Consider the following 24,436-nt stretch of genomic DNA (forward strand, 5'->3'; position numbering starts at 1 on the left):
TTATCATGCGCTTTAGCTTAAAAGAGTTTTAAACATTGATCCTGACCCGGTGATTCCGCAATTGTAACGATTGAAATATCTTGGCAAAAGGAGAGTTTTGAGTTGCCAAAAAAGCTAAATTTGCCTGGGTGGCGGGCGCATGCACGCTTTATACTATTTTACTAGGAATTATTAATCAAAGATAACAGTAATGGATTTCAGATTAGAACATGATACGATGGGCGAGGTGAAGGTGCCCGCAGACAAATACTGGGGTGCCCAGACGGAAAGATCGAGAAATAATTTCCGGATAGGCCCTGAGGCTTCTATGCCCAAGGAGATCATCCATGCCTTCGGCTACCTGAAGAAGGCAGCGGCACTCGCTAATCATGAACTTGGTGTATTGCCGGAGGAAAAGGCGATTTTGATCTCCAGGGCCTGCGATGAAGTAATTTCCGGCCAGCTTGATGACGAATTCCCGCTGGTGATCTGGCAGACAGGATCGGGTACGCAGAGCAACATGAACGGGAACGAAGTGATCGCGAACCGGGCACATGTCCTGAACGGGGGTAAACTGAGCGACGATCAGAAAATACTGCACCCGAATGATGATGTGAACAAATCCCAGTCTTCTAACGATACGTATCCTACTGCGATGCATATCGCTGCTTATAAGCAGGCCGTGGAAGTGACCATTCCGGGCCTGGAAAAACTGAGGGAAACGCTGCATGCCAAGGCGGCCTTGTTTGCGGATATCGTAAAAACAGGAAGGACACATCTTATGGACGCGACGCCGCTGACACTGGGGCAAGAATTTTCCGGATATGTACAGCAGATCGATAATGGTATCCGTGCGGTAAGGAATGCGCTGGTGATGATCACTGAACTGGCTCTGGGGGGTACGGCCGTCGGAACAGGGTTAAATACGCCAAAGGGATATGACTTGCTGGTGGCAAAAAAGATTGCCGAATTGACGGGACTGCCATTTGTCTCTGCCCCTAATAAATTTGAGGCGCTTGCGGCACATGATGCGATGGTAGAACTGAGTTCGGCCTATAAACGGGTGGCGGTTTCACTGATGAAGGTGGCCAACGACATCAGGATGCTGAGCTCGGGACCTCGCTGTGGTATTGGGGAAATCATCATTCCGGATAACGAACCTGGTTCTTCGATCATGCCCGGCAAGGTAAATCCTACGCAGCCCGAGGCAATGACAATGGTCTGCGCCCAGGTCATCGGCAACGATGTGGCAGTAAGTATAGGCGGCAGTAACGGGCACTTCGAGCTGAATGTGTTTAAGCCATTAATCGCTGCAAATGTACTGCAGTCGGGCAGGCTGATCGGTGATGCATGTGTGTCATTTAATGACAAATGTGCTGTGGGTATCGAGCCCAACCTTCCGGAAATTAAGAAACACCTGCAAAATTCACTGATGCTGGTGACGTCACTGAACCCACATGTAGGCTACGAAAATGCGGCTAAGATTGCAAAGAAAGCACATAAGGAAAATAAGACGCTTAAGGAGGCGGCGGTAGAACTGGGCTTGCTGACCGCAGAGCAGTTCGATCAATGGGTACGTCCTGAAGATATGGTAGGAAGTTTAAAATAAACTGCAGCTGTGCGGGGTTCTTTGTTTCTTTTGCTTGCGGCTTTATTGATGTCCTCGGCCTGCAGAAGGCTGCCGGATGTCCAGGGTAGTGGCGCGCCTTTTTTACAAGGGGTTTGGAAGCAGGACAGTATCGCACATGCAGACCGGCTGCTGAACTATACCGAACATATGTTCAAATTCACCTGTGATTCGTTTTATATTGAGATGACGACGCATTCCAAAGTGAACTATTATGAGGACTCTTGTTATCATAACGGTTTATGGCGCGAATATGCCAAGGGCACTTACAGGGTAAGGTCAGATACCATTTTTCTGCTGGGCACTTATACCAAGGCTAATTACAAGCAAAAGATATCCGGATGCTACCAGATCGGACAATATATAAAGGGATTTAAGATACTGGAATCCAGAAAGGACAGCCTGATACTTGAAAGCACCGAAAACCAGCGGGAACTCCGGTTATTACTGAAAACTCCGATCAAATGTGTGCCGCAGCCATTATAGCATATTGAAACAGGGAATAATATGAGAAGTAGCAGAAACCAATTTTTAAAAGTTATGCCGCTAGTAGTGGCATTGCTGATTTATTTTCCGGTAGAAGCAAGTGCCTGGGGGATGCTGGGGCACAGAATTGTCGGGCAGATTGCAGAAAACCACCTGACGGCGCGGGCCAAGAAGGCCGTTCGGGCAATATTGGGCACAGAAAGCCTGGCTTTGGCCAGTAACTGGGGCGACTTTATAAAGTCTGATCCTGACTATGACTACCTGTACAACTGGCACTTCGTCAATCTTCCAGAGGGATTGGACCAGCAGGGAGTTTACCGGTTTCTGGATGAAGAACAATCACCTAACGTTTACAATAAGACACGGGAGATGGTTTCGGTATTAAAGGATACTAAAAGCAGGCCTGAGCAAAAGAAGCTGGCTATACGTATGCTGATCCACATGGTAGGAGACCTTAATCAGCCGATGCACACTGCCCGTAAGGAAGATCTTGGTGGCAATAAAGTCTATGTAACCTGGTTTGGTGAAAAATCGAACCTGCACCGGGTTTGGGACGAATCCCTGATTGATTACCAGCAGCTGAGCTATACGGAATATGCAGCGGCAATTGATCACGTAACCGCGCTGCAGATGAAGGAATGGTCAGCTATGTCGCTGAAGGATTATGTATATGGCTCTTATCAGGCTTGTAACAAAATCTATGCAGCGACCAGGCCGGATGACAAATTGAGCTACAAGTATAATTTTGACTTCGTCGATCTGCTGAATAGTCAACTGGTGAAAGGAGGAATTTGCCTTGCTGGTATCTTAAACAATATCTACAGGAACTAAGACAGGTTTCCTTCCTCCCGGAAGTTCTGGTCCGGAAGCTATGAAAAGGCTGGGGTCCCGGGTATAATTGTGTAATACCTTAATTATGAGGGGAAAGTGATTGTTTGGTAATTTTCTCCTATCTTTACATTATGATTAGGTCCCTGGCTTTGATCTTTTTGATGCACTTATGCTGGCATTCCAGTGCTCAGGTGCCCCATCATCCTGACGATCCCTATTATGTATCGGGTGGGGCTATCAACATAGCAGTATCCGCCCTGGATGCCAGTGAAGGGAATGCTTTTTTTTCCGCTGCTGAGCAAAATGAAAAAGATGGAGATTATAACGAAGCAGTTATGCTTTTCAGTAAGGCCGCCTTTGAATATAACAGCGCAAAGCAGTTGTCGAGATATGGCTCAGCATTAATGCGGCTTAGTAATGTACATTATTTGCTTAATAATTATACCGAAGCCGAGCAGGTTGTGCTGAATGTAGCTTTGAAAAACTACACTAAGCTGGGCAGCAGGTCAGGGCAGATGGAGTCTTACGGTCAGTTGGGGAAAATCTATCTCGCAGCCAATAAACTGACCCAATCTCTTTGGTTTTATACACAACAGGGAATACTGGCGCGCCAGCTTGGAAGCAGCAGCGGAAACATTGAATCTGTATTGGGTATTGCGAAGGTGAAGGTAAAGAAGAAGGAATATGTAATGGCCTCCAGGGATGTTAATCATGCTGAGCTGCTGGCAAAGGCGGCCAATATCCGCCAGTTCAGCGACCAGATCAGGGAGGTCAGGTCACAGATCTCAGTTTCGAGGAAAAAGTCCTGATACCAAATTTTCTAAGTTTACAGTTGGGAGACAGTAATAATGCTGTCTCTTTTGTGTTTATTTGTGAAATTGGTATCATATTAGTGTGGATCACAAAAATGGAGTTTAAAATTTTTAAAGAAATGTTGAAGAGAATATTATTGGTAACCTTTACGGCAGCAGTACTTGCTTGTCAGGCCTCTCCGAAGCCCCAGGCACTGGTGCAGGGTGTAACTAATATTGTGCCGGATGAAAAGCAGGCCCTGGTTTGCAGGGAGATTGTGACGCTAATAGAAAAATACAATTATAAGCGTGAAAAGGTAAATGATTCTATTTCTTCACTGGTGCTGGATAAATACATTAAGGACCTGGATCCCTATCGTTATTATTTCCAGGCACAGGATATAAAGGAGTTCGAAAAGTACAGATATCGGCTGGATGATGATTTCAGGGCCGGAGACCTTAACGCTGCTTTTTATATCTTTAATGTTTATCTCAAGCGTTATAATGAGTTTATTGGCTATGCACTTGGCGAGGTAAAGACCAAGTTTGACTTTAATCAGAATGACACCTATACTTTTGACCGGGAAAAAAAGCCATGGGCCAGTTCTGTTTCCGAGCTTAATGATATATGGAAGAAGAGGGTTAAGTATGAACTGGTAAACCTGAAAATTGCAGGTACAGCAGATGATAAGAATGTAGAAACACTCACCAAACGTTACACAAATCTGAAGTCTCAGGCGGCCAAGATCAACAACCAGGATGTTTTCCAGATGGTCATGGATGCGTTTACGGAAACGATAGATCCGCATACCAACTATTTTAACCCGGTGAATGCACAGGCCTTTAATGAGGACATGGCCAGGTCGTTCGAGGGGATCGGTGCTAGGTTACAACTTGAAAATGAAGTATTGAAGATCTCTGAGATCATCCCCGGCGGCCCTGCATTTAAGAGCAAGCAGTTAAGCGCGGGTGACAGGATTGTCGCTGTAGCCCAGGGCAGTTCAGAATTTGAAGACATTATTGGCTGGAGGATTGAGAGTTCCGTAGCTAAGATCAAGGGTCCGAAGGGTACTAAGGTCCGGCTAAAGATCATACCTGTAGGCCAGGAAATGTCTGCCAAGCCTGTCATCGTCGAACTGGTCAGAGAGCGTATCGTAATGGAAGACCAGTCCGCGAAGAAGAAGGTCAAGACGGTGACGTCAGACGGAAAGACTTATAAGGTCGGTGTTATTACAGTTCCGGGATTCTACGCGGACTTTAAAGCTGCAAGAGCCGGAGATCCAAATTATAAGAGTACGACGAGGGATGTTAAGTTACTGATCGATACCCTGAAGAACCGCGATAAAGTGGATGCGATCGTGATGGACTTAAGAGCGAACGGCGGGGGCTCCCTTGTTGAGGCCATCGATCTGACGGGATTGTTTATCGATCGCGGGCCGGTGGTACAGGTAAAGGATATTAAAGGGAATATTGATGTGCAGGAGGACAATAATAGCGGGGTAGCCTGGAGCGGGCCTTTTGGTGTCATGGTTGACCGGTTAAGTGCCTCGGCTTCCGAAATCTTTGCGGGGGCCATACAGGATTATGGAAGAGGGATAGTGATGGGTACGCAGACCTTCGGAAAGGGTACGGTACAGTCGTCAATTGATATGAGCCAGTTGGTGAATCCTTCCATATTGCAGAGACTGGCTTCCCTGGTCGGTAAGGATGCGACAAGTGTGAGCCTTGGAAGCAGTGCGCCTGCCCAGCTTGGACAGATCAACCTGACGATGGCGAAGTTTTACAGGGTTACCGGAAGCAGTACGCAGCATAAGGGCGTGATGCCGGACATTCAGTTCCCTTCTCTCTATCCTATGGACAAGATCGGAGAAGACACAGAGAAATCCGCGCTGCCCTGGGACGTGATCCAAAAATCGAACTTTACACCTGTAGCCGACCTGGCCCCGTTAAAGCAGGAATTGCTGAAACGTCACAATGAACGTATGACGAAGTCTCTCGACTATAAATTGCTGCAGCAGGATATCGCAGATCTTCAGAAGCGCGATAAGGAGACGGCCGTTTCGCTCAATATGGCAAAGTTAAAGGCGGAGCGTGACAGCCTGGAAGCAAAGAACCTTGAGCGAACGAATCTGCTGCGTGCAGAGCGGGGCTTGCCGGCAGTTAAGAAAGGCGAGAAGATTACCAAGGAGGAGAGCTTTGACTTTGTAGAGGACGAGAGTCTGCATGTTATGGCTGATTTTATGCAGCTTAAGCAATAAAGCAGCGGCAGGCCGCCTTTAAGGATTTACTGAAGTCCTGGTCTTATTGACCAGGACTTTTCTTTTGCGTCTGCATAGCCATCATTTCTTTCATGGTCTTGTTCATTCCTTCTGTAGACCCATCCAAAAAGATGACATTACCTTCACTGTTTTCTGCAAACTGCTTGATGGATTCTGTCCACATCGTGAAGAGGATGACAGAAATGTCAAGGTTTGCCTGTTCCATTTCCTGTGCAGCTTTGGTCATGCCGTGTGCAACTTCTGACCTGAAAAGTGCGATGCCCTGACCCCTGAGCTGAGCGGCTTCCCGCTCTGCTGCTGCAGCAATCTTGATGGCGTTACCATCTGCTTCTGCAGCTTTGGTCTTCGTAATAAGCAAGGCTTGCCCCTCGTTCTCAGCCGCTGCTTTCAGGTTGTGTGAGGCGACGACCCGGCTCATTGAACGCATGATCTCTTCGTCAAAGGTGATGTCGTTAAGCTGAAGGTCCTGTAAGTGATATCCCCAGCTCTCCAGTACCTGGTCTATCTGGTGCTTGACATGTTCCACGATCTCATTTCTTTGTGCAAGTACGTTTGCCTGTTTTTGCGTTGCAACATAAGCCCGGATTGAGCCTTCAATCGTCCGGATCAGCGCCTGCATCAGGTTAGTTGCGTCAACAAATTTAAAAGCGACGTTTTTAATGGTTTCCTCATCATGGTTGATCACCGAATAAAGAAGCATGGCTTTGAAGTAAACATTGGCCTGGTCCTGGGTTACAGCCTGAAAAGAAAGTTCTACGGAGCGGTTCTGTATAGATATCCGGGAGTGGATCACTTCGATAAGCGGTACTCTCAGGCTTAATCCTGGCCGGAGTAACCTGCGGTATTTTCCAAATACGGTAATGACTGCGATGGTACCCTGTTTTACCGTTACGAAGGAACTAAGCAAAATAACGAGTACAATAAAGAGAAAAATGTAGAATGCCATAAATTGATGTTTTTTAGGTGAGCTTGTTTGTCCCCCTGAATATACAAAGATTCACATGGATAATGGTTAACACCGGATTAAATAAGTGCAGGCATACTTATTGCATTGGTCTTTTAAATCTATAACTATGAATGTTAAACGGACTTTTGGGACAATCCTGACTATTTTAGGAATTGTCGGACTAATTTATGCTGGCTACAGCTTTGTAAGCCAGTCGGTACAGACCAGGGAACTGCTGGTAATTGGTATCATCGGCATTATTTTCTTCTTCTCGGGAATAGGCCTGGTCAAGAATACAAGGGACGCGGAATGATCAGTCTGCCAGCAGGCGGATGCGTCCTCCCGGCTCAAACCGGAGCCTGTGGCCGGGGAAATCTGTATCCGTCAGGAACCTGAGTTTCTTGAAAGCCTGCATCTCCGGATCAGGGCGCAGACCAGCTGTTTTTGTTTGTTTCACAGAGACAACATCGGCACAGATAAATTCTCCCCGGCGGTTTATTTTTAACTGAAGTAAAGGTGCTATACCGCTGGGGCCCGAGAGATTGAACATGCCGTAAGTACAGAAGTTGCCAAGACTATAGGCGATAAAGCGGTTTTTGTAAACTTCGACAGCCCTGGTTACATGAGGCCCATGCCCGAGGACTACATCTGCGCCGGCGTCAATGACACTGTGCGCGAAGGCATAGACGTTGCCCCGGTTCTCCTTGAAAAAGAGTTCGTCTTGCCTGGGTACGTGTTCATATTTCGATCCTTCGGCACCACCGTGGAAAGAAACGATGACAATATCCGCCTGCTCCTTCAAACGAGCGACCAGTGCCCTGGCACTATCGGGCTGGTTGATGGAAAGAGTATTTTCATTGGGTGCGAAGGCACAGAAGGCATAACGGATGCTGTCTTTTTCAAAAAGCGCATACGGAGAGGAAACTTGTCCGGCGTACTTGATCCCAAGGGAATCCAGCAGTTGCGCTGTGCGTCGTCTTCCGGCGTTTTCGAAATCGCCGACATGGTTGTTGGCAATACTCAGGAGATTGAAACCAGCGTCTTTAATGATGGATGCATATCGTTCGGGCATCCTGAACGCAAAACAGCTTTTACCGGTTGTGTCTTTGCATTTGGATGACTTGCCTGTGTCCAGAAAACAACCTTCAAGATTTCCGAACAGGATGTCGCCGCTTAAAAATTCAGCCACATGTTTGAAACTGTTCCTGCCATCATGTGGGGGTAGATTCGTTTTTGAGGGATATGCAGAACCAATCATGATGTCACCTGCTGCGGTGATTGTGACGGTATCTGTATCGTTTAAAGAAGTGTCCGCCAGAAAAGACGGTCTGCTGATACTTAAAGTGCTTCCGGTAGTTGTGCAGCTAAAAGCCGGTAAGACAAGAAAAAGGCAATAAAAAATGCCCTTGAAGGCGTTCATGGTTTTATTCTTCTACCAGTTCGTTCTTTATGCCTTCTATAATCCGGCCACCCTTGTAGAAATAGCGGGAATAGTAAGGCTCATTGAGGTTGCTGATCACTACGCCCCGGGTCGAAGAGGCATGTGCAAACCTGTTATCTCCCAGGTAAATGCCAATATGCGTAATGCTCCTGCTTTTGATTTTAAAGAATACCAGGTCTCCTTCTTTCAGTTCGTCCTTTGGAAGCGGATCTACCATACTGAAGATATCACGGGAATTACGAAGGATAGTCGTGTTGAAAACTTTATCGTAAATCGCCTTAGTAAAGGCTGAACAGTCGATCCCCCGCTCCGTGTTGCCCCCGAAACGGTAAGGTGTCCCTATCCATTCGTAAATGAATTTGTAAAGTTTGATGTTGGAGGTCGCGTCCACAGCGACACCCATTACCTGTGAAAAGTACTGGGAAGCTAAATTATCCGGATCTTCGAGTTTAGTGGTTTCTTTTGTTTTTGTCTGCGCGTTCAGGGTGATAACGGCGCACATTGCGATGAAAGAAGACAACAAAAACTTTTTTATCATTTTACTGTTAAGTTTGGGTAATGGAACTTACACTTAAACGCAATCCCTTTGGGCTTATTGTTTGAGCAGCAAACTTATATATTTTGCAAATGTTATCCAAATGTCACGGAATATTTGCAGGAAGTTTTCCACATTTCCACCGTCTTAGTGTTCATTTTACAATCATTTTCTTCCTTATGTGGCAATAAAAAATTAGATTTGCTCGCGTAAATCAAATCAACACCTTACAATGAGTGCAGTAGAAATTAATAAGGATACCTACCTGAAGTGGTTCGAGTCTATGCTGCTGATGAGGAAATTCGAAGAGAAGACCGGTCAGCTTTACGGACAGCAGAAAATACGCGGCTTTTGTCATTTATACATTGGCCAGGAGGCAGTTGTTGCCGGAACGGTTTCTGCAATGCAGCAGGGGGATTCGATGATTACGGCTTACCGTGACCATGCACATGCACTGGCACTGGGTGTCAGCCCGAATGCAATCATGGCTGAAATGTATGGCAAGGCTACCGGATGCTCAAAAGGTAAAGGTGGGTCTATGCACCTGTTCAGTAAGGAGCATAACTTTTATGGTGGCCACGGTATTGTTGGCGGACAGATCCCGCTGGGTGCGGGCATTGCATTTGCCGAGAAGTATAAGGGCACTACGAATGTCAATGTATGTTATATGGGTGACGGAGCAGTCCGTCAGGGCTCGCTGAACGAGACTTTCAACATGGCCATGCTTTGGAAACTGCCGGTAATTTTTGTTTGTGAAAATAATGGTTATGCGATGGGTACCTCTGTGGAACGTACCACCAATATGACCGATATCTACAAGATAGGGCTTGGTTTTGATATGCCGTGTGCACCTGTAGACGGCATGGATCCTATCGCAGTGCATACCGCAATGGATGAAGCCTTCCAGCGTGCCCGCAATGGCGAGGGCCCGACGTTCCTTGAGATGAGGACTTACCGCTACCGCGGACATTCCATGTCAGATCCGGCCAAATACAGGACTAAAGAGGAACTGGAAGATTATAAGGCTAAGGATCCGATCGAAAGGGTACGGGAAGTGATCCTGGAAGAGAAATATGCTGATCAGTCCTGGATCGCAGAAATAGAAGCCAAGGTTAAGACGCTCGTAGACGAGGCGGTTAAATTTGCAGAGGAATCTCCGTGGCCTGATCCGGCAGAACTTTACCGGGACGTCTATGTTCAGCAGGATTACCCTTATGTACTCGATTAATTAAGCAACAGTATTCATTTGATATCATAAGATGGCTGAAATTGTTAGAATGCCCAAAATGAGCGATACCATGACCGAAGGAGTTATGGCTAAATGGCACAAGAAAGTGGGCGATAAAGTAAAGAGCGGCGATGTAATGGCCGAGGTCGAGACAGATAAGGCGACCATGGACCTGGAGTCTTACTGGGACGGGACGGTATTATATATCGGTGTGGAAGAGGGTAAAGCCGTACCTGTGGATGCCGTAATCGCCGTTGTCGGCGAGGAGGGTGAAGATTATAAAGCAGCCCTGGAAGCGGAACAAGGTGCCGCCGCCGGATCTGTGAAGGCGGAGAAACCGGAAGTGCAACCGGCGGAGGAAAAGCAGGCAGCTGCACAAGGTTCCGGATCGGGCCTGTCTGAGGCAGAACTTGCAGAAAAAGGAGTTACTGTAATCCGGATGCCGCTGCTTAGCGATACCATGACCGAAGGTGTCATTGCCGAATGGCACAAGAAGGTTGGCGATAAGGTGAAGGATGACGATATCCTTGCCGATGTTGAAACCGATAAGGCAACGATGGAGGTGATGGGATATGCAACAGGGACTTTACTCCATATCGGTGTGGAAAAGGGACAGGCCGCAAAGGTGAATGGAATAATTGCCATCGTCGGTCCTGAAGGAACGGACATCAGCAGTATTCTGAGCCAGGGCGATGCTCCTGCGCAAGCTGCTCCCGATCAGAAAAAGGACCAGCCTGTCGCTGCGGAAAAGGCAGAGGACAGAACGGCGGCCGGGGAAGATCAGGAATCAGGCGATCGCGTGAAGGCCTCTCCGCTTGCCAAAAAGATAGCCAGGGATAAGGGCATTGACCTTGCCCAGGTTTCCGGTAGTGCAGAAGGAGGAAGGATCATCAGGAAGGATGTAGAGAATTTCAAACCGGCGGAAGCAAAACCTGCTGCTGCGGCTTCCGGTGAAAAACCTGCTGCCGTAATCCCGCAATATATCGGAGAAGAGAAGTTCACAGAGAAGCCGGTATCACAGATGCGTAAGGTCATTGCCAAGCGCCTGGCCGAAAGCTTATTTACTGCCCCTCATTTCTATCTGACCATCAGTATAGACATGGACAATGCGATCACGGCCCGTACCGCCATAAACGCGGTCGCTCCGGTGAAGGTTTCCTTTAATGATATCGTTATTAAGGCAGTAGCAGTGGCACTGAAACAACACCCGGCGGTTAATTCTTCCTGGGGTGGCGATAAGATCCGTTTCAATGAACATACAAACATTGGCGTTGCTATGGCTGTGGAAGACGGCTTGCTGGTACCTGTCGTCCGGTTTGCTGATGGGAAATCGCTGTCGCATATCTCCGCAGAAGTTAAGGAATACGGACAAAAGGCAAAGGCCAAGAAACTGCAACCAAGTGACTGGGAAGGCTCTACATTTACGGTATCCAACCTGGGTATGTTCGGTATTGACGAATTTACGTCAATTATCAACTCACCTGACGGGGCTATTCTGTCCGTTGGTGCGATCCAGCAGGTTCCTGTGGTGAAAAACAATGCGGTTGTACCGGGTAATGTAATGAAGCTGACCCTCGGTTGCGATCACAGGGTAGTAGATGGCGCTACGGGCGCAGCATTCCTGCAGACGCTGAAAGGCTTGCTGGAAGAGCCCATCAGGCTGCTGGCTTAAGTATCTGCTTTATCATATACAGGCTGTCCGTCCGTAAAAGGCGGACGGCCTTTTTTTATGCCTTTTAGTTTTTGTACTTTTGCGCCCATGTCAAACATCAAACCTTCGCTGGTTAAAGGCACCAGGGACTTTTCTCCGCTTGAAATGGTCAGGCGTAATTACATTTTTGATACGATAAAGACGGTATTCAGAAAGTATGGTTATGCAGAAATACAGACACCATCGATGGAAAATCTGGCAACGCTTACCGGAAAGTATGGAGATGAGGGTGATAAACTGATTTTCAAAATATTGAACAGTGGCGATTATTTGTCTAAAGTAGGGCCGCAACTGCTCGCGGAAGCGAGGTCTTCGGAAATCCTTCCAGCAATCAGTGAGAAGGCATTGAGATATGACCTGACAGTTCCTTTTGCAAGATATGTGGTCATGCACCAGAACGAGATCTCGTTTCCCTTTAAACGTTTTCAGGTTCAGCCGGTATGGCGTGCAGACCGCCCTCAAAAAGGCAGATACAGGGAGTTTTATCAGTGCGATGCGGATGTTGTAGGTTCGGATACCTTATTGAACGAAGCTGAATTTGTAGGTATTTACCAGGAGGCGCTGACCAACCTGGGCCTTAAGGATTTCACGATTAAGATCAATAACCGGAAGATACTTTCCGGCATTGCGGAAATCATCGGGAAATCTGAACTGATTGTCGACATGACCGTAGCCATTGACAAGCTGGATAAGATTGGCCTGGACGGGGTGATCGGCGAACTTCTGGAAAGGGGCTTCACCGATGCAGACATTGACATACTGAAGCCCGTTATCCTTCTGAAAGGTACAACCCTGGAAAAACTGGAAAGCCTGAAACAGATCCTGAAGACTTCTGAAACAGGATTAAGAGGTATCGCTGAAGTTGAAAAGGTACTTGAATATGTAGCCGCGTTGAACGGGGGCAGGCAAGCTGGCAATACAGAACTGGACATTACGCTGGCCCGCGGCCTGAACTACTATACGGGTTGCATCTTCGAAGTGAAGACCAATGAAGTCGCAATGGGCAGTATCGGAGGCGGTGGAAGATATGATGACCTGACGGGTATGTTTGGGCTGAAGGGCCTGAGCGGAGTAGGTATTTCTTTTGGCGCTGACCGGATCTATGATGTTCTTCTGGAGCTTGATCTCTTTCCTGCTTCTTCCGCTGTGGGCACAAAGGTACTGATCAGTAACTTTGATGAGAAAGCGGAGCAATATGCCCTGCCTTTACTTTCCGGTTTGCGGGACGGAGGAATTGCGGCAGAGCTTTACCCGGTAGCTGCAAAGCTGAAAAAGCAACTGGGTTATGCTGACGACAAGCGTATACCTTACGTCATACTGATCGGCAGCGATGAGATGGAGAGCGGCAAGCTGACGCTGAAGAATATGCAGGACGGAGGTCAGGAAAGGCTGTCGGCTGCGGAGATTATCAGCAAACTGAAGATCAGCTGAGGGCGTCTCAAAACAATAGCTCCAAAGTCTTGTTAATCTGGAAAGTACCCGATTATGAGAGCAATCTGGAAAGGCGCTATTGGTTTCGGCCTGGTCAATATTCCCGTAAAACTGTATTCGGCTGTTCAGAGCAGCAGCCTGGACCTGGACATGCTGGACGAACGTGATCTCGAACGTATACGTTTCAAGCGTGTCAATGAAAAAACCGGTAAAGAGGTTCCTTACGATCGTATTGTAAAGGGATACCAGGTCAATGAACAGTATGTCATCCTGGATGAAGCTGATTTTGAAGATGCCATGCCGGAAAAGACCAAACTGATCGAGTTGGAGAACTTCGTGAACATTGATGAAATCAGCCCCGTTTATTATGAGACTTCCTACTATGCTGAGCCTGAAAATCAGGGGAAGAAGGCATATGTACTACTGCAAAAAGCACTGGAAAAATCGGGAAAGGCCGGTGTGGCCAGGTTTGTACTGAGGAGTACGGAGAACCTCTGTGTCATCCATCCTATGCACAATTTACTGGTCATTACAAAGATCAGGTTTCCGGAAGAAATCCGTTCCGCAGAAGATATCAATATACCTTCCGCATCAGCCATCAGTAAAAAGGAGCTGGATGTGGGACTTGCGCTGATCCGGCAATACTCATCCGCATTCGATATCAAGAGCTTCCATGATGAATACAGCATTGCACTAATGAAGATCATTAAGGCAAAAGCGAAGGGAAAACGTGCGACCGTCAAAAAGCTGAAACCAAAGCAAACATCGAACGATGATCTCTATGGCCAGCTGATGAAAAGCCTGAGCGAAAGAAAGGGCGCTTAGTATTGTTTTCCGGCAAGGATACCTTCAATCTTATCCAGCAACTCGTCGATGTCAAAGGGTTTGGGAAGAAAGCCATTTGGTATATACTCGCCATGCTGGATATTTTCCGAAGTATAGCGTGCAGAGATCATCAGTACAGGTATATGGGTAGTCTTTGGCTCAGAACGGATCAGCTTCAGGAGTTCCCGGCCGTCGCCGTCAGGAAGCATAATATCCAGTATAATGAGATCGGGCTTAAAGGCCTCAATATGCATCATCATATCTGCTCCCTTATTTAAACCTGCTACCTTATATGCTTCACTTTGAAGGATCAATGTGATCACATCAAGGATTGCATGGTTATCTTCAATAACCAGGACATTTTTATAAAGTGCTGTGCTTTTAGGCAAAATGATATCGATTAAATAAGTACAAATATAATTCTGTAATTGATTTGTTCATCAATTTTTTAAAAGAAATAAACAGAAAGTTTTCAATTATCATCTTAGTCTCATATTTAGGCAGATTTGATAGGTTTGATGAAACTTTGGACAGGTGAACCCGTCTTATTGGTAGTTTTTAGTTTTAGGTTTTAGGGTGCGGCCGGTAACGACTGCACCCTATATATTTGTGGCTTCAGATGATTTCAGTAATTTAGTGCCGCATTGAAGACGAAAATACAACATATCAGGCGGATCGTTTCTATGTTCCTGCTGATGGTTTTTGCCATCGCATTAACTCCTTTTGGTGCTTTTCATCACCATGAGGCCATCCCCGGATGTTCGTCTTCTAAGGAAGCAAAATGCACCCATAAGGAGCATGTTCGCAATCATGCCGATACCTGCCTGGTCTGTGCGGCACATTTCGAAAAGAATTTTATCCGCGCCCGTTTAATACAGGCAGTATTTCTGCAGAGCAGCCCTTTTGTGACTAAACAGGTTGCTTTAACTGCCGTCCACATCGAGGCGGAAGTACCTTCGCTCAGGGGACCTCCCGAAAATCCAGCCTGATCGTCTTCAGGACGTTTTTCCATTATTCAATTTTGAACCCATTGTCAATGATGCTGTGCATGGTATGCATAGCCTTTGATAACATTACATTTAAACACAAATGAAAAGAATATATCTTTTGGTATGCTTCATCTGTATGCTGTTTCCGTTCAGCATGGCGGCATCCGGTCTGGCAGAATTTAAAGGGAAGGTAACAGATGCCGTTACGCATGAACCACTTGCCGGGGCCACAGTCTATATCAGCGATCTCAAAGCGACCACCACAACCAATGATGAAGGCGCTTTTACACTGAGAAATGTTCCCTCCAGGGGACGCTTCCTGATAGAAGTAAGGTACGTAGGTTATAAAACTTATTCACAGGTTGTTGATCTTTCCAGCCCGGAGGGATTGGACATTGCCCTTACCCCCTCGGTCATAGAAAGCGCGGAGATCGTAGTTACCGGCTCTCCCTTCAGTTCAGACACCAGGACCAATAGCCTGTCTGTGGTGACCGTTGGTAAACAGGAATTATCAAGTGCAGGCGGATCTAACCTGGTTGACGCGATATCCCGGGTGCCGGGAGTGGCCCAGGTGGGTACAGGCGGAGCTATATCCAAGCCGGTGATCAGGGGACTCGGTTATAACCGGGTACTGACAATGGTGGACGGCGCCCGGGAGGAAGCCCAGCAATGGGGAGACGAGCATGGCGTTGAAGCAGATCAGTTTGCTGCCTCAAGGGTAGAGATCCTGAAAGGCCCTGCAAGCTTGCTGTACGGCTCCGATGCACTTGGCGGGGTCATCAACATCATTGATGACCTGGTTCCGCCCCCTGGTACGTTCAATGGTTCATTTACCAGTTCCTATGCCACAAACAACGGGCTTACGGCTTCTTCGCTGATGCTCCAGGGTAATGACAACGGCTTTGTTTACCGGGGCCGGGCTTCTTACAAAAATGCATACGGATTTAGCTATAAAGACGCGGTCGTGCCCAATTCCGGCTTCAATGAATTTAACCTGAGCGGTATGGCAGGCGTCAACAAAAGCTGGGGTTATTCGCACCTTACCTTTTCCAGATTCAATACGAATATCGGATTGGTAGAAGAGGGGCCTGATGAAAATGGTATCTATTTAGATGTGCAGGGCAACCCGGTTAGTAACGCTGATGCCCGTTCCAGAAGGCCCGGGCTTCCTTACCAGGACATTAACCATTACCGTACAGCACTGAACAGTAACATTATTCTTGGTAAAGGCCAGTTAAAGACTACGTTTGCATTCCAGCAGAACCAGAGAAAGGAGTTTGAAGAAAGCGCTCAGGAGCCAGGTCTGAACCTTCGCCTGAATTCCTTTACTTACGATGTGAAGTATTATTTTCCCAATGCAGGCAAATGGGAACCGGCAATAGGCCTGCAGGGAATGTACCAGGATAATCTCAATAAAGGCGATGAATTTCTCATCCCCGACTACCGGTCCGATAATGTCGGTGCCTTCCTGTACCTGAAGCGCAATTTTGAAAAAGGCGCAGTTAATATCGGCGCACGATATGATTATAAAAAGATAGCCGGTAAGGAGTTGATCCATGACGATGAACAAGTGTTCAGCGCCTTCCGCAACAGCTTCTCGAATGTATCGGGTTCGCTGGGCTTTTCATTTGAAGTAGCAAAGGACCTGGTTTTGAAAGGTAATGCAGGCTCTGGCTTCAGGGCACCGAACATTGCTGAGCTTGGGGCCAATGGCCGTCACGAAGGTACTTTCCGTTATGAGATCGGCAACAGCGACCTGAAGCAGGAAACCAGCCTGCAATTTGACCTTGGCCTGGAGTATGCAGCCAATAAAGTTACTTTTGGTATCAATGCGTATGCGAACCGGATCTATAACTACATCTATCCTGGTAATTTTAACAATGAAACCATTGGTCTCGAAAATGAGGCGGGCGATACGGAGACTTTACCCGTCTACCGGTTTGTGCAGACCAATGCAGACCTCATCGGCGGAGAAGCCAGTATAGACTTTCACCTGGTCAGATCGGTCCATTTTGAAAACTCGTTTGCCTATGTAAAAGCGACCAACCGCGCAAACGATATGCCGCTACCTTTTATTCCAGCCGCCACCCTCAACAACGAACTGCGTTTTGAGCCTTCTGTCAAAGGGCTGGACGACAGCTATATCAAGGTGGGTGTTAGCAACGTGTTCAGGCAATCCCGTTTTGACAGCTTCGAGACCCAGACCTCCGGATACACACTGCTGGACGCGGGCATCGGTACCTCGGTGAAGACCCCGAAAGGTAAGCTGAACTTATGGATCACAGGGCAGAATTTATTAAACAAAACTTATTACAATCACCTGAGCAGGTATAAGCCGGCGGGAATCTATAACCCGGGGCGGAATATTGTGTTCGGAATAACTGTTCCGTTCTTGTAAATAATGATTAGCTTAGGGTCAGCATCACCTTTGTTGCTGACCCTAAAATCTAACCTATGTTCAAAAGAATAGCAGTAGCATTTATCCTCTTGTGGAGCACTTCCCAGGTGCTCTTTGCACAAAAAGCAGACACGCTGTCCATAACGCTTGATGGTGTAAAATATCCGTATCCGGTCAGCTATTATCCGATACACACGGAAGGCCAGGACCTTAGAATGGCCTATATGGATATCGCACCGGCCAGGCCCAATGGCCGCACGGTCATGCTTTTTCACGGCAAGAACTTTGGAGGCTATTACTGGACTTCTGTGATCAAATCATTAAGCAGCCGGGGCTTCCGTGTCCTTGTACCAGACCAGATCGGTTTCGGAAAGTCATCTAAGCCCTTCATCCACTATAGCTTTCACCAGATGGCCAGGTGGAGCAAGGCCCTGCTGGATACCCTGAAGATATCAAAGGCCAGCGTGCTTGGCCACTCCATGGGCGGAATGCTGGCCACCAGGTTTGCACTGATGTACCCTGAAACTACGGAAAAACTTTTGCTCGAAAACCCGATAGGACTGGAAGATTACCGCAGGTTCATTCCGTATGCGACCACTGAAGAACACTACCGCACGGAACTGAGAACTACCGCTGAAAGCATCCGTAAATATTACCAGTCTTCTTACTTCACCTACTGGAAGGCCGAGTATGAAGAACTGGTCAGGATAGCAGGCGGTGTGACTACCAGTGCTGATTTTCCCAGGTGGGCAAGGGTAGCCGCAATGACCTATACCATGATCTATGAACAGCCCGTTGTCTACGAATTCTATAATGTGCGGGTTCCCACAGTCCTGTTTATCGGAAAAGAAGACAAGACCATCGTCGGCAAAGCATTATTAAGCCCCGATCAGCAAGCCATCTACGGACAGTATAAATTGCTGGGTAAACAAACAGCGGCTAAAATACCAGGGGCAAAGCTTATCGAGTTCGATGCCTGCGGGCATATTCCGCACATAGAGATACCGGCAGAGTTTAATGTAGCGTTGCTCGGGAGCCTGTAGCTTTTGTTTAAGCCTCCAGGATTTCCAGCTGAGCGAGAACCTGCGCCTGTGTTACCGGGTAAGGTACATCATTTACAATACTTTGGTATACGGCCTCAAATAAGGGCAGGTAGTTGCCGCGCCTCGAAGGCAGGTATTCTACAGTCCTGTTCCCTTCTTCGTCAATAAGGGTCAGTTTTCCTTCATTCCCAGGTGCTTCGATTCCATATGCCGGGTTGTCCAGCTTCATGCCGGCAAGCAGTTGTTCCTCCTGTATATCGGATCGGTTCTTATGTAACGTACCCGATGCGCCATTCACTACAAATGCCGGCAGCGGATCCACCAGTAACAGATTTGCATGTACAAAAACATTTACGCTGTCCGGGTAACTCAGGTGAATGGAAAAATAATCATCTACCTTAGTGTCCCTGCGGTTTTTGCCGAGTACTTTATAAAAGGACAGGGGCGTGCCAAAAATGCTGATCGCCTGGTCAAGCAGGTGCGGTGCCAGGTCATACATCAGACCACTTGCGGCATAAGGTTCTTCCTTGAATACTTTGGGGCCGATAGATGCACGGTAACGGTCATAACGGAAATGCACCTCACTCAACTTGCCTAATCTTCCGCTTTCGATGACGTCCTTTACTACATTATAGTCGGTATCCCACCGCCGGTTTTGATAGAAAAAGATCTTCCTGCCCACACTTTCAGCCAGGGCAAACAGCTCCTTTGCTTCCGCCGAGGTAGCCGTAAAGGGCTTCTCCACCAGGATATGTTTTCCAGCCTTCAGCGAGCGCGCCGCATACTCATAATGGGTATAGTTAGGCGTATTGATGATCATCAGTTCAATGGCCTCGTCAGCAATGATGTCGTCAATCGTATCATAGCTGATCACGCCGGGGTAATCGATGGCTGCAGCTTTTCTGGTCCTTTCCGTAACGGCATGAAGTTTCAGTCCGGGATGTGCATGTACAAAGGGGGCATGAAAGACCCTTCCCGACATACCGTAAGCCATAATACCGGTTATAATTTGTCTCATTTTGTTTTGTTAGTGATGGGTTATTGCTCAGCAGAAACCGCCCGGGGCAGAATCATTTGCTAAAAATAGCAAATCCATTACTAAAGCCTGAAACTAAATGCAATAAAGATTACCCCTGAACCGTATCTTTGCAGGAATGAAACCAGCCGAAATACATGCAAGATGGAAGCAGCTGCAGGAAAGGATCGCAGCAGCGTTCGACAGCGAAGCGCCCGACCTTAAAGTCGTACTCTTTCTCATCGGGGTGCAGGAACTGGGGAAGGGCCCGGGCAGGTTCAGCAAGCGGCAGAAGGAAGAGCTGATGCATATCGCCACCTGCAGGCTGTTGAGTGAAATGGGCTTCTACGAACTGGAAGGACTGGATCAGGATGGCTGGCCCCACTGGAAACTGATCAAGCCGGTTCCTTCTTATGCACTTATGGAGCAGGAGCTTTTGTTGAAATCACTTGCGATACAATATTTCGAGGATATTTACGAACAGTAAGGCTGACGGGCAAGTGCTCCGCTGCCGGTCCGGAAAATCATTAAAAAACGGAAACCCGGTAAAATAAAAGACCCGAAATATCAGAGATATTCCGGGTTCTCGTTTTATAGGTAGATGTAAATGTGCTGATTATTTTCCCTGCTGCTGTGCTTCCTTTTTCAGGGTATCGTTAGCTACGATAACCACCTCAACCCTGCGGTTAGCCGCACGGCCTTCGTCAGTTGAATTGTCCGCGATCGGTTCAGAGAAACCCTTGCCTATCGTGATCAGGCGTGAAGCCGGTACACCCTGAGCAACGGCATAAGCTTTCACCGCAGCAGCTCTCCTTTGCGAAAGACCCTGGTTATACGACTCGGTACCTTTGTTGTCGGTATGCCCGATGATTTTGATGTCAGTTCCGGGATATTGGTTAAGGGAACCGGCCAGTGACTTCACATTGGCTTTGGCCTGCTCTGTAAGATCAGATTTATCGAAACCGAAAAGGATACCGCTGTCAAATTTTACAATGATACCTTCACCCTCACGGATCACTTCTGCGTTAGGAATTGCAGTCTGAATTTCGGCAGCCTGTTTATCCATGCGCTTTCCGATGAAACCACCGGCAGTACCACCCACAGCAGCACCGATAATAGCGCCAACTGCAGTATTACCTGCTTTTTTTCCGATGATGGCACCGATCACACCACCGGTAGCTGCGCCAATGCCTGCACCTTTTTGTGTTTTTGTCATGCTGTCACATCCCTGGAAAGCCATCGCGCCGATTGCCATGGCCACACTGAAAGTTGCTATTTTAAATTTAGAAGTCATCATAACACTACTTATTTTATATGCAAAACCTCTAGGGCAAACCTGATGCCAGTTTTGACTGACTGTCTTAAAATCGTTACAGCATTGCGCTCAGAAAGCCTGGTGACCAGAAATCAGGACAATTTTACGCTGAAAAATAGGCTTCCAGTTCCCTTAAAGTATTTTCATCTTTCATAAAGTCCTTGATCACATGTCCTTTTTCCAGCAGAATGATGCGGTCACAGACATCTGTCACATGGTTTAGGTCGTGGCTCGAGATCAGCGTGGTGAGATTGCTGTCTGCCTTGAGCGATTTGAGCAGGGCCTTGAGTCTGATCTGGGTAGTCGGGTCGAGATTAGCAAAAGGCTCATCAAGGATCAGTAACTCCGGTTTTTGCATGAGGCCTGCGGCAATACCCACTTTGTTCTGGTTTCCCTTGCTGAAATCCCGGATGTACTTTCCCCGGTTCAGGATCTCACCGTTAAAGAACTCCTCATACTGTTTCAGGTATTCTCCTACGTCAGCAGGCCCCATTTTATGCAGACTGCCGATGAACAGGAAGTACTCCTCCGCGGTCAGGTAATCGATCAGGAAACCTTCATCCAGGTAAGAGGCCGTATATTCCTTCCAGGCCGATCCGGAAGCTACATTTTCACCCTTGGAGCGTACTTCGCCGTTATCTGGCCGGATCAGGTCCAGGATCATCCTGAAAAGTGTTGTTTTTCCTGCTCCGTTATTGCCGACAAGCCCTATTGTCTCACCCTTATGAATGGTGAGTGACGGAATATCTACTACGGTCCTGTTGCCGTAAACTTTCTTAAGTTCGTTAATTTCTATCATGATATTTCTCTGAAGCCGGAGGCAATGGTATATCTTCTTTTTTGAAAAGCACGGAGGATAAAATCTATCCAGAAATTTCTGGCCAGCAGCGATATCAGGCCTGCTGCGCCAAGGCTGAAAAGGCCCCAGTAGGGCATGCCTGCCTTTGCAAAGGGGATGTAGAACAGGTACGGTATCAGAAAATAAGGCAGCATCAGTACAAACTGGCTTGCCCCTACGCCCTGGTAGTTGAAACCGGCGCTTTTCGAAAGATCGATCGCCTTGTAATTCCTCGTCGCAAAATAAAGCACGATCACGGTACCCAGGCCAATATTGTACAGGTAAGTTGCCAGTTGTATGCAGAGGATTTTCCAGCTCATCAGTCCGTACAGGCTCACCATTAACGTGATCAATGTCGCGGCAATGGTAAACAAGAGGAACTTGGCCTGAATGAATTTCCTCATATCGACCTTATTGGCCAATAGCCCGTCAAAATGGGCGCCCTGCCAGCCGAACATAAACTGCCCGTAAATGCTGATGCTGCTCCCGGTCATGAAGGTAGCTGCAAAAAGCATCATTCCGAAATTATCCTGTTCCAGCAGCGGACGTTTGTAAAAGAGCAGGCCATAAAGCATAAAGAAAAGGCTGACTACCAGTGCCGACTTAGGGCGTTTATGCCGCAGGATCAGTTTCAGCTCCAGTGCAGCCAGGGCCCCCACCTCACCGAAACTGTCCAGAAAGGGATAATCCGTCGCGGCCTTCTTTTCCTTGTTACCCCTGAGTTCTTCCGTATACAAGTGGTTTTTCAGGTATTGTGCATTGAGCAGGAACACCAGTGCGGCCAGCAGCGGAAAACCCAGGGCGATATAAGGTCGCCGGGCAATGGCGGTAAATACAGCGTTTGAACCTGCTGAAATCGAAAAGACCTTGAAGTATTCCAGTAACCCGATGGCCGCAATTATACCGATCACGCCGAAAATGAGGTAAACATAATCTGTTGTCAGCCTCTTGATGTATAATGCAAAGTAGTTGTTGAAGATACAGAGACTCAGAATGGACAATGCATACATCAGGGCTACCGTAGTGCCAAAGGTATCTGCTACCGATGTCAGGCAGAACGGGAGGAACAGGATCAGTGGGAAGAGGTTGAAGGCGGAGAAAATGGCCCTTACATTCAGAAAGTTCACCAGCTTTTGCCTGGGTATGTTCAGGTGCAGGTACGGGACGATACTCAGCGTCGGCAGGTCCTGCAGCTGCATCCGCATCACAAAATCAATGGCAAAATAATACAGGATCAACCCGTTGTATACCAGCATTACATCTTTTCCGGGAAAGATATGCTTTGCCATCACCTCCAGCATAAAGCCGAGTACAATGGCTACAGCAAGCAGATAGAGCACCATCAGCCCCATAAAAATCTGGGCGGCGATGGTGCCGCCTTTATTCCTTGATCTCCAGAAAGCTTTCCATTGGTGGTCTAAAAAAGTAAAGAGCATAGCGATATCAGTAGTTGTATTTGTTTTTCCAGTTTTGTCTCAGCTTTTCCCGCATCTTGTCTTCGGCGGGGTTCCTGCCCGGGTCGTAAAGCTTGGTGCCGCTTAAACTATCCGGAAAGTATTCCTGTTCCGAAAAATTACCTTCAAAGCCATGCGCATACTGATAATCCCTACCGTATCCGATTTTCTTCATCAGTTTGGTCGGTGCATTCCTGATGTGCAGCGGTACCGGAAGGTCGCCCGTTTGCCGCACCAGTGCCTGAGCCCTGTTGATCGCTTCATAAGCGGCATTGCTCTTGGCAGAAGAGGCCAGGTAGGTTACGGTCTGTGCCAGGATGATCCTTGCTTCGGGGAACCCGATCACATTCACCGCCTGGAAACAGTTGTTGGCCAGCAGCAAAGCATTCGGATTGGCATTACCGACATCTTCCGAGGCCAGGATCAGCAACCTCCGCGCAATAAATAAGGGGTCTTCACCGCCTTCGATCATCCTCGCGAGCCAATATACGGCTGCATTGGGGTCACTTCCCCTGATCGATTTGATGAAAGCCGAAATAATGTCGTAGTGCTGTTCCCCGGCCTTGTCGTATAAGGCCATGTTCTGCTGCGCATGGGCCAGTACATTTTCATTTGTCAGTACGATCTTTTCACCGCCGATCCCATTAATGACAATTTCCAGTACGTTGAGCAGTTTGCGTGCATCCCCTCCGGACAGCCTGATCAGCGCCTCATGCTCCTCAATTTTGATGTGCATTTTCTTAAGGACTTCATCTTCCGCAATTGCCGTTTGCAGCAGGCCTGTCAGTTCTTCTTCAGTAAGGCCTTTGAGTATATATACCTGGCAACGGGAAAGCAAGGCCGAGATAACTTCAAAGGAAGGGTTCTCGGTAGTGGCGCCGATAAGCGTGACCAATCCGCGTTCCACTGCACCCAGTAAGCTGTCCTGCTGTGATTTGCTGAACCTGTGGATCTCGTCAATGAACAGTATCGGGAGGCCCAGCAGGCTGTCCTTCAACTGAGCGGCCTTTTCGATCACTTCTCTTACATCCTTTACCCCTGAATTGATCGCGCTCAGGTTAAAGAACGGACGGTCCAGGGTTTTGGAAATGATATAGGCGAGTGTGGTCTTGCCCACCCCCGGAGGGCCCCAGAAGATCATTGAAGGCAATTGCCCGCTCTGTATTGCTTTCCTCAGCACAGCGTCCGGCCCTACAAGATGCTGTTGCCCGACATACTCATCGAGGCTTTCCGGACGCATCCGTTCAGCTAAGGGTGGAAGGTTCTGCATAAAA

23 protein-coding genes are annotated in these 24,436 nt (G+C 47.7%); 14 read left to right on the forward strand and 9 right to left on the reverse strand.

All coding sequences use genetic code 11. From position 1 onward, the window contains the following. Positions 1 to 190: 190 nt before the first annotated feature. The 5 genes from fumC (at position 191) to P2W84_RS06990 (ending at position 5,972) form a co-directional block, all read left to right on the forward strand. Positions 191 to 1,588 (forward strand): class II fumarate hydratase, encoded by a 1,398-nt coding sequence (gene fumC, locus P2W84_RS06970; protein WP_276089398.1) that lies wholly within the window; start codon positions 191 to 193, stop codon positions 1,586 to 1,588. Between the two features lie 9 nt (positions 1,589 to 1,597). Next, positions 1,598 to 2,092 (forward strand): fumarate hydratase, encoded by a 495-nt coding sequence (locus P2W84_RS06975; RefSeq protein ID WP_276089399.1) that lies wholly within the window; start codon positions 1,598 to 1,600, stop codon positions 2,090 to 2,092. Positions 2,093 to 2,146: 54 nt separating this feature from the next. Further along, a complete protein-coding gene (locus P2W84_RS06980; protein ID WP_276089400.1) occupies positions 2,147 to 2,923 on the forward strand; it encodes a S1/P1 nuclease in 777 nt (258 codons plus the stop codon). A 131-nt stretch (positions 2,924 to 3,054) separates the two neighbouring features. Continuing rightward, a complete protein-coding gene (locus P2W84_RS06985) occupies positions 3,055 to 3,732 on the forward strand; it encodes a hypothetical protein (protein ID WP_276089401.1) in 678 nt (225 codons plus the stop codon). Between the two features lie 98 nt (positions 3,733 to 3,830). Next, positions 3,831 to 5,972, forward strand: coding sequence for a carboxy terminal-processing peptidase (locus tag P2W84_RS06990; RefSeq protein WP_276089402.1), 2,142 nt, complete (start codon positions 3,831 to 3,833; stop codon positions 5,970 to 5,972). Between the two features lie 43 nt (positions 5,973 to 6,015). Here the strand turns inward: P2W84_RS06990 and P2W84_RS06995 are convergent, their stop codons facing one another. Continuing rightward, complete coding sequence (locus P2W84_RS06995; protein WP_276089403.1) at positions 6,016 to 6,939, reverse strand: SPFH domain-containing protein; 924 nt, start codon at positions 6,937 to 6,939, stop codon at positions 6,016 to 6,018. A 127-nt stretch (positions 6,940 to 7,066) separates the two neighbouring features. Between P2W84_RS06995 and P2W84_RS07000 the strand changes: the two genes are divergently transcribed. Beyond that, the gene (locus P2W84_RS07000) at positions 7,067 to 7,252 is read left to right on the forward strand and encodes a hypothetical protein (RefSeq protein WP_276089404.1); all 186 of its coding nucleotides are present in this window, start codon (positions 7,067 to 7,069) and stop codon (positions 7,250 to 7,252) included. On the opposite strand, the gene P2W84_RS07005 is transcribed toward P2W84_RS07000, so the two are convergent. After that, positions 7,253 to 8,359, reverse strand: a complete 1,107-nt coding sequence (locus P2W84_RS07005) for a CapA family protein (protein ID WP_276089405.1) — start codon at positions 8,357 to 8,359, stop codon at positions 7,253 to 7,255. It lies immediately after the preceding gene. Between the two features lie 4 nt (positions 8,360 to 8,363). Next, positions 8,364 to 8,918, reverse strand: a complete 555-nt coding sequence (locus P2W84_RS07010) for an NlpC/P60 family protein (RefSeq protein ID WP_276089406.1) — start codon at positions 8,916 to 8,918, stop codon at positions 8,364 to 8,366. Between the two features lie 229 nt (positions 8,919 to 9,147). Here P2W84_RS07010 and pdhA point away from each other — a divergent pair, with 229 nt between their 5' ends. The 4 genes from pdhA to P2W84_RS07030 all read left to right on the forward strand — a co-directional run bounded on the left by pdhA (position 9,148) and on the right by P2W84_RS07030 (position 14,110). After that, entirely contained in the window at positions 9,148 to 10,143 is a 996-nt protein-coding gene (gene pdhA / locus P2W84_RS07015; RefSeq protein WP_276089407.1) for a pyruvate dehydrogenase (acetyl-transferring) E1 component subunit alpha, read from the forward strand. A 31-nt stretch (positions 10,144 to 10,174) separates the two neighbouring features. After that, on the forward strand, positions 10,175 to 11,815 hold the full coding sequence (locus P2W84_RS07020) for a pyruvate dehydrogenase complex dihydrolipoamide acetyltransferase (protein ID WP_276089408.1): 1,641 nt from the start codon (positions 10,175 to 10,177) through the stop codon (positions 11,813 to 11,815). A gap of 87 nt (positions 11,816 to 11,902) precedes the next feature. Beyond that, positions 11,903 to 13,285, forward strand: coding sequence for a histidine--tRNA ligase (hisS, locus tag P2W84_RS07025; protein ID WP_276089409.1), 1,383 nt, complete (start codon positions 11,903 to 11,905; stop codon positions 13,283 to 13,285). Between the two features lie 54 nt (positions 13,286 to 13,339). Then, the gene (locus tag P2W84_RS07030) at positions 13,340 to 14,110 is read left to right on the forward strand and encodes a Ku protein (protein ID WP_276089410.1); all 771 of its coding nucleotides are present in this window, start codon (positions 13,340 to 13,342) and stop codon (positions 14,108 to 14,110) included. On the opposite strand, the gene P2W84_RS07035 is transcribed toward P2W84_RS07030, so the two are convergent. After that, complete coding sequence (locus tag P2W84_RS07035) at positions 14,107 to 14,499, reverse strand: response regulator (RefSeq protein WP_276089411.1); 393 nt, start codon at positions 14,497 to 14,499, stop codon at positions 14,107 to 14,109. The genes P2W84_RS07030 and P2W84_RS07035 overlap by 4 nt on opposite strands. A gap of 255 nt (positions 14,500 to 14,754) precedes the next feature. Between P2W84_RS07035 and P2W84_RS07040 the strand changes: the two genes are divergently transcribed. From P2W84_RS07040 to P2W84_RS07050, 3 genes are all read left to right on the forward strand, one after another. Then, positions 14,755 to 15,099: a hypothetical protein gene (locus tag P2W84_RS07040; protein ID WP_276089412.1), complete on the forward strand. Its 345-nt coding sequence runs from the start codon at positions 14,755 to 14,757 to the stop codon at positions 15,097 to 15,099. Between the two features lie 100 nt (positions 15,100 to 15,199). Then, positions 15,200 to 17,497, forward strand: a complete 2,298-nt coding sequence (locus P2W84_RS07045) for a TonB-dependent receptor (RefSeq protein WP_276089413.1) — start codon at positions 15,200 to 15,202, stop codon at positions 17,495 to 17,497. Between the two features lie 56 nt (positions 17,498 to 17,553). After that, complete coding sequence (locus P2W84_RS07050) at positions 17,554 to 18,540, forward strand: alpha/beta hydrolase (RefSeq protein ID WP_276089414.1); 987 nt, start codon at positions 17,554 to 17,556, stop codon at positions 18,538 to 18,540. Positions 18,541 to 18,547: 7 nt separating this feature from the next. Here P2W84_RS07050 and P2W84_RS07055 read toward each other — a convergent pair whose 3' ends face one another. Beyond that, positions 18,548 to 19,558, reverse strand: a complete 1,011-nt coding sequence (locus tag P2W84_RS07055) for a Gfo/Idh/MocA family oxidoreductase (protein ID WP_276089415.1) — start codon at positions 19,556 to 19,558, stop codon at positions 18,548 to 18,550. A 136-nt stretch (positions 19,559 to 19,694) separates the two neighbouring features. On the opposite strand from P2W84_RS07055, the gene P2W84_RS07060 reads away from it, so the two are divergent. Further along, positions 19,695 to 20,042, forward strand: a complete 348-nt coding sequence (locus tag P2W84_RS07060) for a hypothetical protein (RefSeq protein ID WP_276089416.1) — start codon at positions 19,695 to 19,697, stop codon at positions 20,040 to 20,042. Positions 20,043 to 20,171: 129 nt separating this feature from the next. Here P2W84_RS07060 and P2W84_RS07065 read toward each other — a convergent pair whose 3' ends face one another. The 4 genes from P2W84_RS07065 to P2W84_RS07080 all read right to left on the reverse strand — a co-directional run bounded on the left by P2W84_RS07065 (position 20,172) and on the right by P2W84_RS07080 (position 24,432). Beyond that, positions 20,172 to 20,852, reverse strand: a complete 681-nt coding sequence (locus P2W84_RS07065; RefSeq protein WP_276089417.1) for an OmpA family protein — start codon at positions 20,850 to 20,852, stop codon at positions 20,172 to 20,174. A 121-nt stretch (positions 20,853 to 20,973) separates the two neighbouring features. Next, complete coding sequence (locus tag P2W84_RS07070) at positions 20,974 to 21,669, reverse strand: ABC transporter ATP-binding protein (protein WP_276089418.1); 696 nt, start codon at positions 21,667 to 21,669, stop codon at positions 20,974 to 20,976. After that, positions 21,666 to 23,144, reverse strand: a complete 1,479-nt coding sequence (locus tag P2W84_RS07075) for a DUF5687 family protein (RefSeq protein WP_276089419.1) — start codon at positions 23,142 to 23,144, stop codon at positions 21,666 to 21,668. The genes P2W84_RS07070 and P2W84_RS07075 overlap by 4 nt, the downstream gene beginning before the upstream one ends. A gap of 7 nt (positions 23,145 to 23,151) precedes the next feature. Next, complete coding sequence (locus tag P2W84_RS07080) at positions 23,152 to 24,432, reverse strand: replication-associated recombination protein A (RefSeq protein ID WP_276089420.1); 1,281 nt, start codon at positions 24,430 to 24,432, stop codon at positions 23,152 to 23,154. Positions 24,433 to 24,436: the final 4 nt, after the last annotated feature.

The sequence above is a fragment of the Pedobacter sp. JY14-1 genome (assembly GCF_029269825.1).
GTDB lineage: Bacteria > Bacteroidota > Bacteroidia > Sphingobacteriales > Sphingobacteriaceae > Pedobacter.

Bases quoted from the DNA above. Each gene is read 5' to 3' on its own strand.
- P2W84_RS07080 (WP_276089420.1), bottom strand. From the start codon at position 24,432: ATGCAGAACCTTCCACCCTTAGCTGAACGGATGCGTCCGGAAAGCCTC.
- P2W84_RS07010 (WP_276089406.1), bottom strand. From the start codon at position 8,918: ATGATAAAAAAGTTTTTGTTGTCTTCTTTCATCGCAATGTGCGCCGTT.
- P2W84_RS06990 (WP_276089402.1), top strand. From the start codon at position 3,831: ATGGAGTTTAAAATTTTTAAAGAAATGTTGAAGAGAATATTATTGGTA.
- pdhA (WP_276089407.1), top strand. From the start codon at position 9,148: ATGAGTGCAGTAGAAATTAATAAGGATACCTACCTGAAGTGGTTCGAG.
- P2W84_RS07055 (WP_276089415.1), bottom strand. From the start codon at position 19,558: ATGAGACAAATTATAACCGGTATTATGGCTTACGGTATGTCGGGAAGG.
- P2W84_RS07030 (WP_276089410.1), top strand. From the start codon at position 13,340: ATGAGAGCAATCTGGAAAGGCGCTATTGGTTTCGGCCTGGTCAATATT.
- P2W84_RS07045 (WP_276089413.1), top strand. From the start codon at position 15,200: ATGAAAAGAATATATCTTTTGGTATGCTTCATCTGTATGCTGTTTCCG.
- P2W84_RS06995 (WP_276089403.1), bottom strand. From the start codon at position 6,939: ATGGCATTCTACATTTTTCTCTTTATTGTACTCGTTATTTTGCTTAGT.
- P2W84_RS07000 (WP_276089404.1), top strand. From the start codon at position 7,067: ATGAATGTTAAACGGACTTTTGGGACAATCCTGACTATTTTAGGAATT.
- hisS (WP_276089409.1), top strand. From the start codon at position 11,903: ATGTCAAACATCAAACCTTCGCTGGTTAAAGGCACCAGGGACTTTTCT.
- P2W84_RS07060 (WP_276089416.1), top strand. From the start codon at position 19,695: ATGAAACCAGCCGAAATACATGCAAGATGGAAGCAGCTGCAGGAAAGG.
- P2W84_RS07005 (WP_276089405.1), bottom strand. From the start codon at position 8,359: ATGAACGCCTTCAAGGGCATTTTTTATTGCCTTTTTCTTGTCTTACCG.
- P2W84_RS07020 (WP_276089408.1), top strand. From the start codon at position 10,175: ATGGCTGAAATTGTTAGAATGCCCAAAATGAGCGATACCATGACCGAA.
- P2W84_RS07050 (WP_276089414.1), top strand. From the start codon at position 17,554: ATGTTCAAAAGAATAGCAGTAGCATTTATCCTCTTGTGGAGCACTTCC.
- fumC (WP_276089398.1), top strand. From the start codon at position 191: ATGGATTTCAGATTAGAACATGATACGATGGGCGAGGTGAAGGTGCCC.
- P2W84_RS07070 (WP_276089418.1), bottom strand. From the start codon at position 21,669: ATGATAGAAATTAACGAACTTAAGAAAGTTTACGGCAACAGGACCGTA.
- P2W84_RS07075 (WP_276089419.1), bottom strand. From the start codon at position 23,144: ATGCTCTTTACTTTTTTAGACCACCAATGGAAAGCTTTCTGGAGATCA.
- P2W84_RS07065 (WP_276089417.1), bottom strand. From the start codon at position 20,852: ATGATGACTTCTAAATTTAAAATAGCAACTTTCAGTGTGGCCATGGCA.
- P2W84_RS06980 (WP_276089400.1), top strand. From the start codon at position 2,147: ATGCCGCTAGTAGTGGCATTGCTGATTTATTTTCCGGTAGAAGCAAGT.
- P2W84_RS06985 (WP_276089401.1), top strand. From the start codon at position 3,055: ATGATTAGGTCCCTGGCTTTGATCTTTTTGATGCACTTATGCTGGCAT.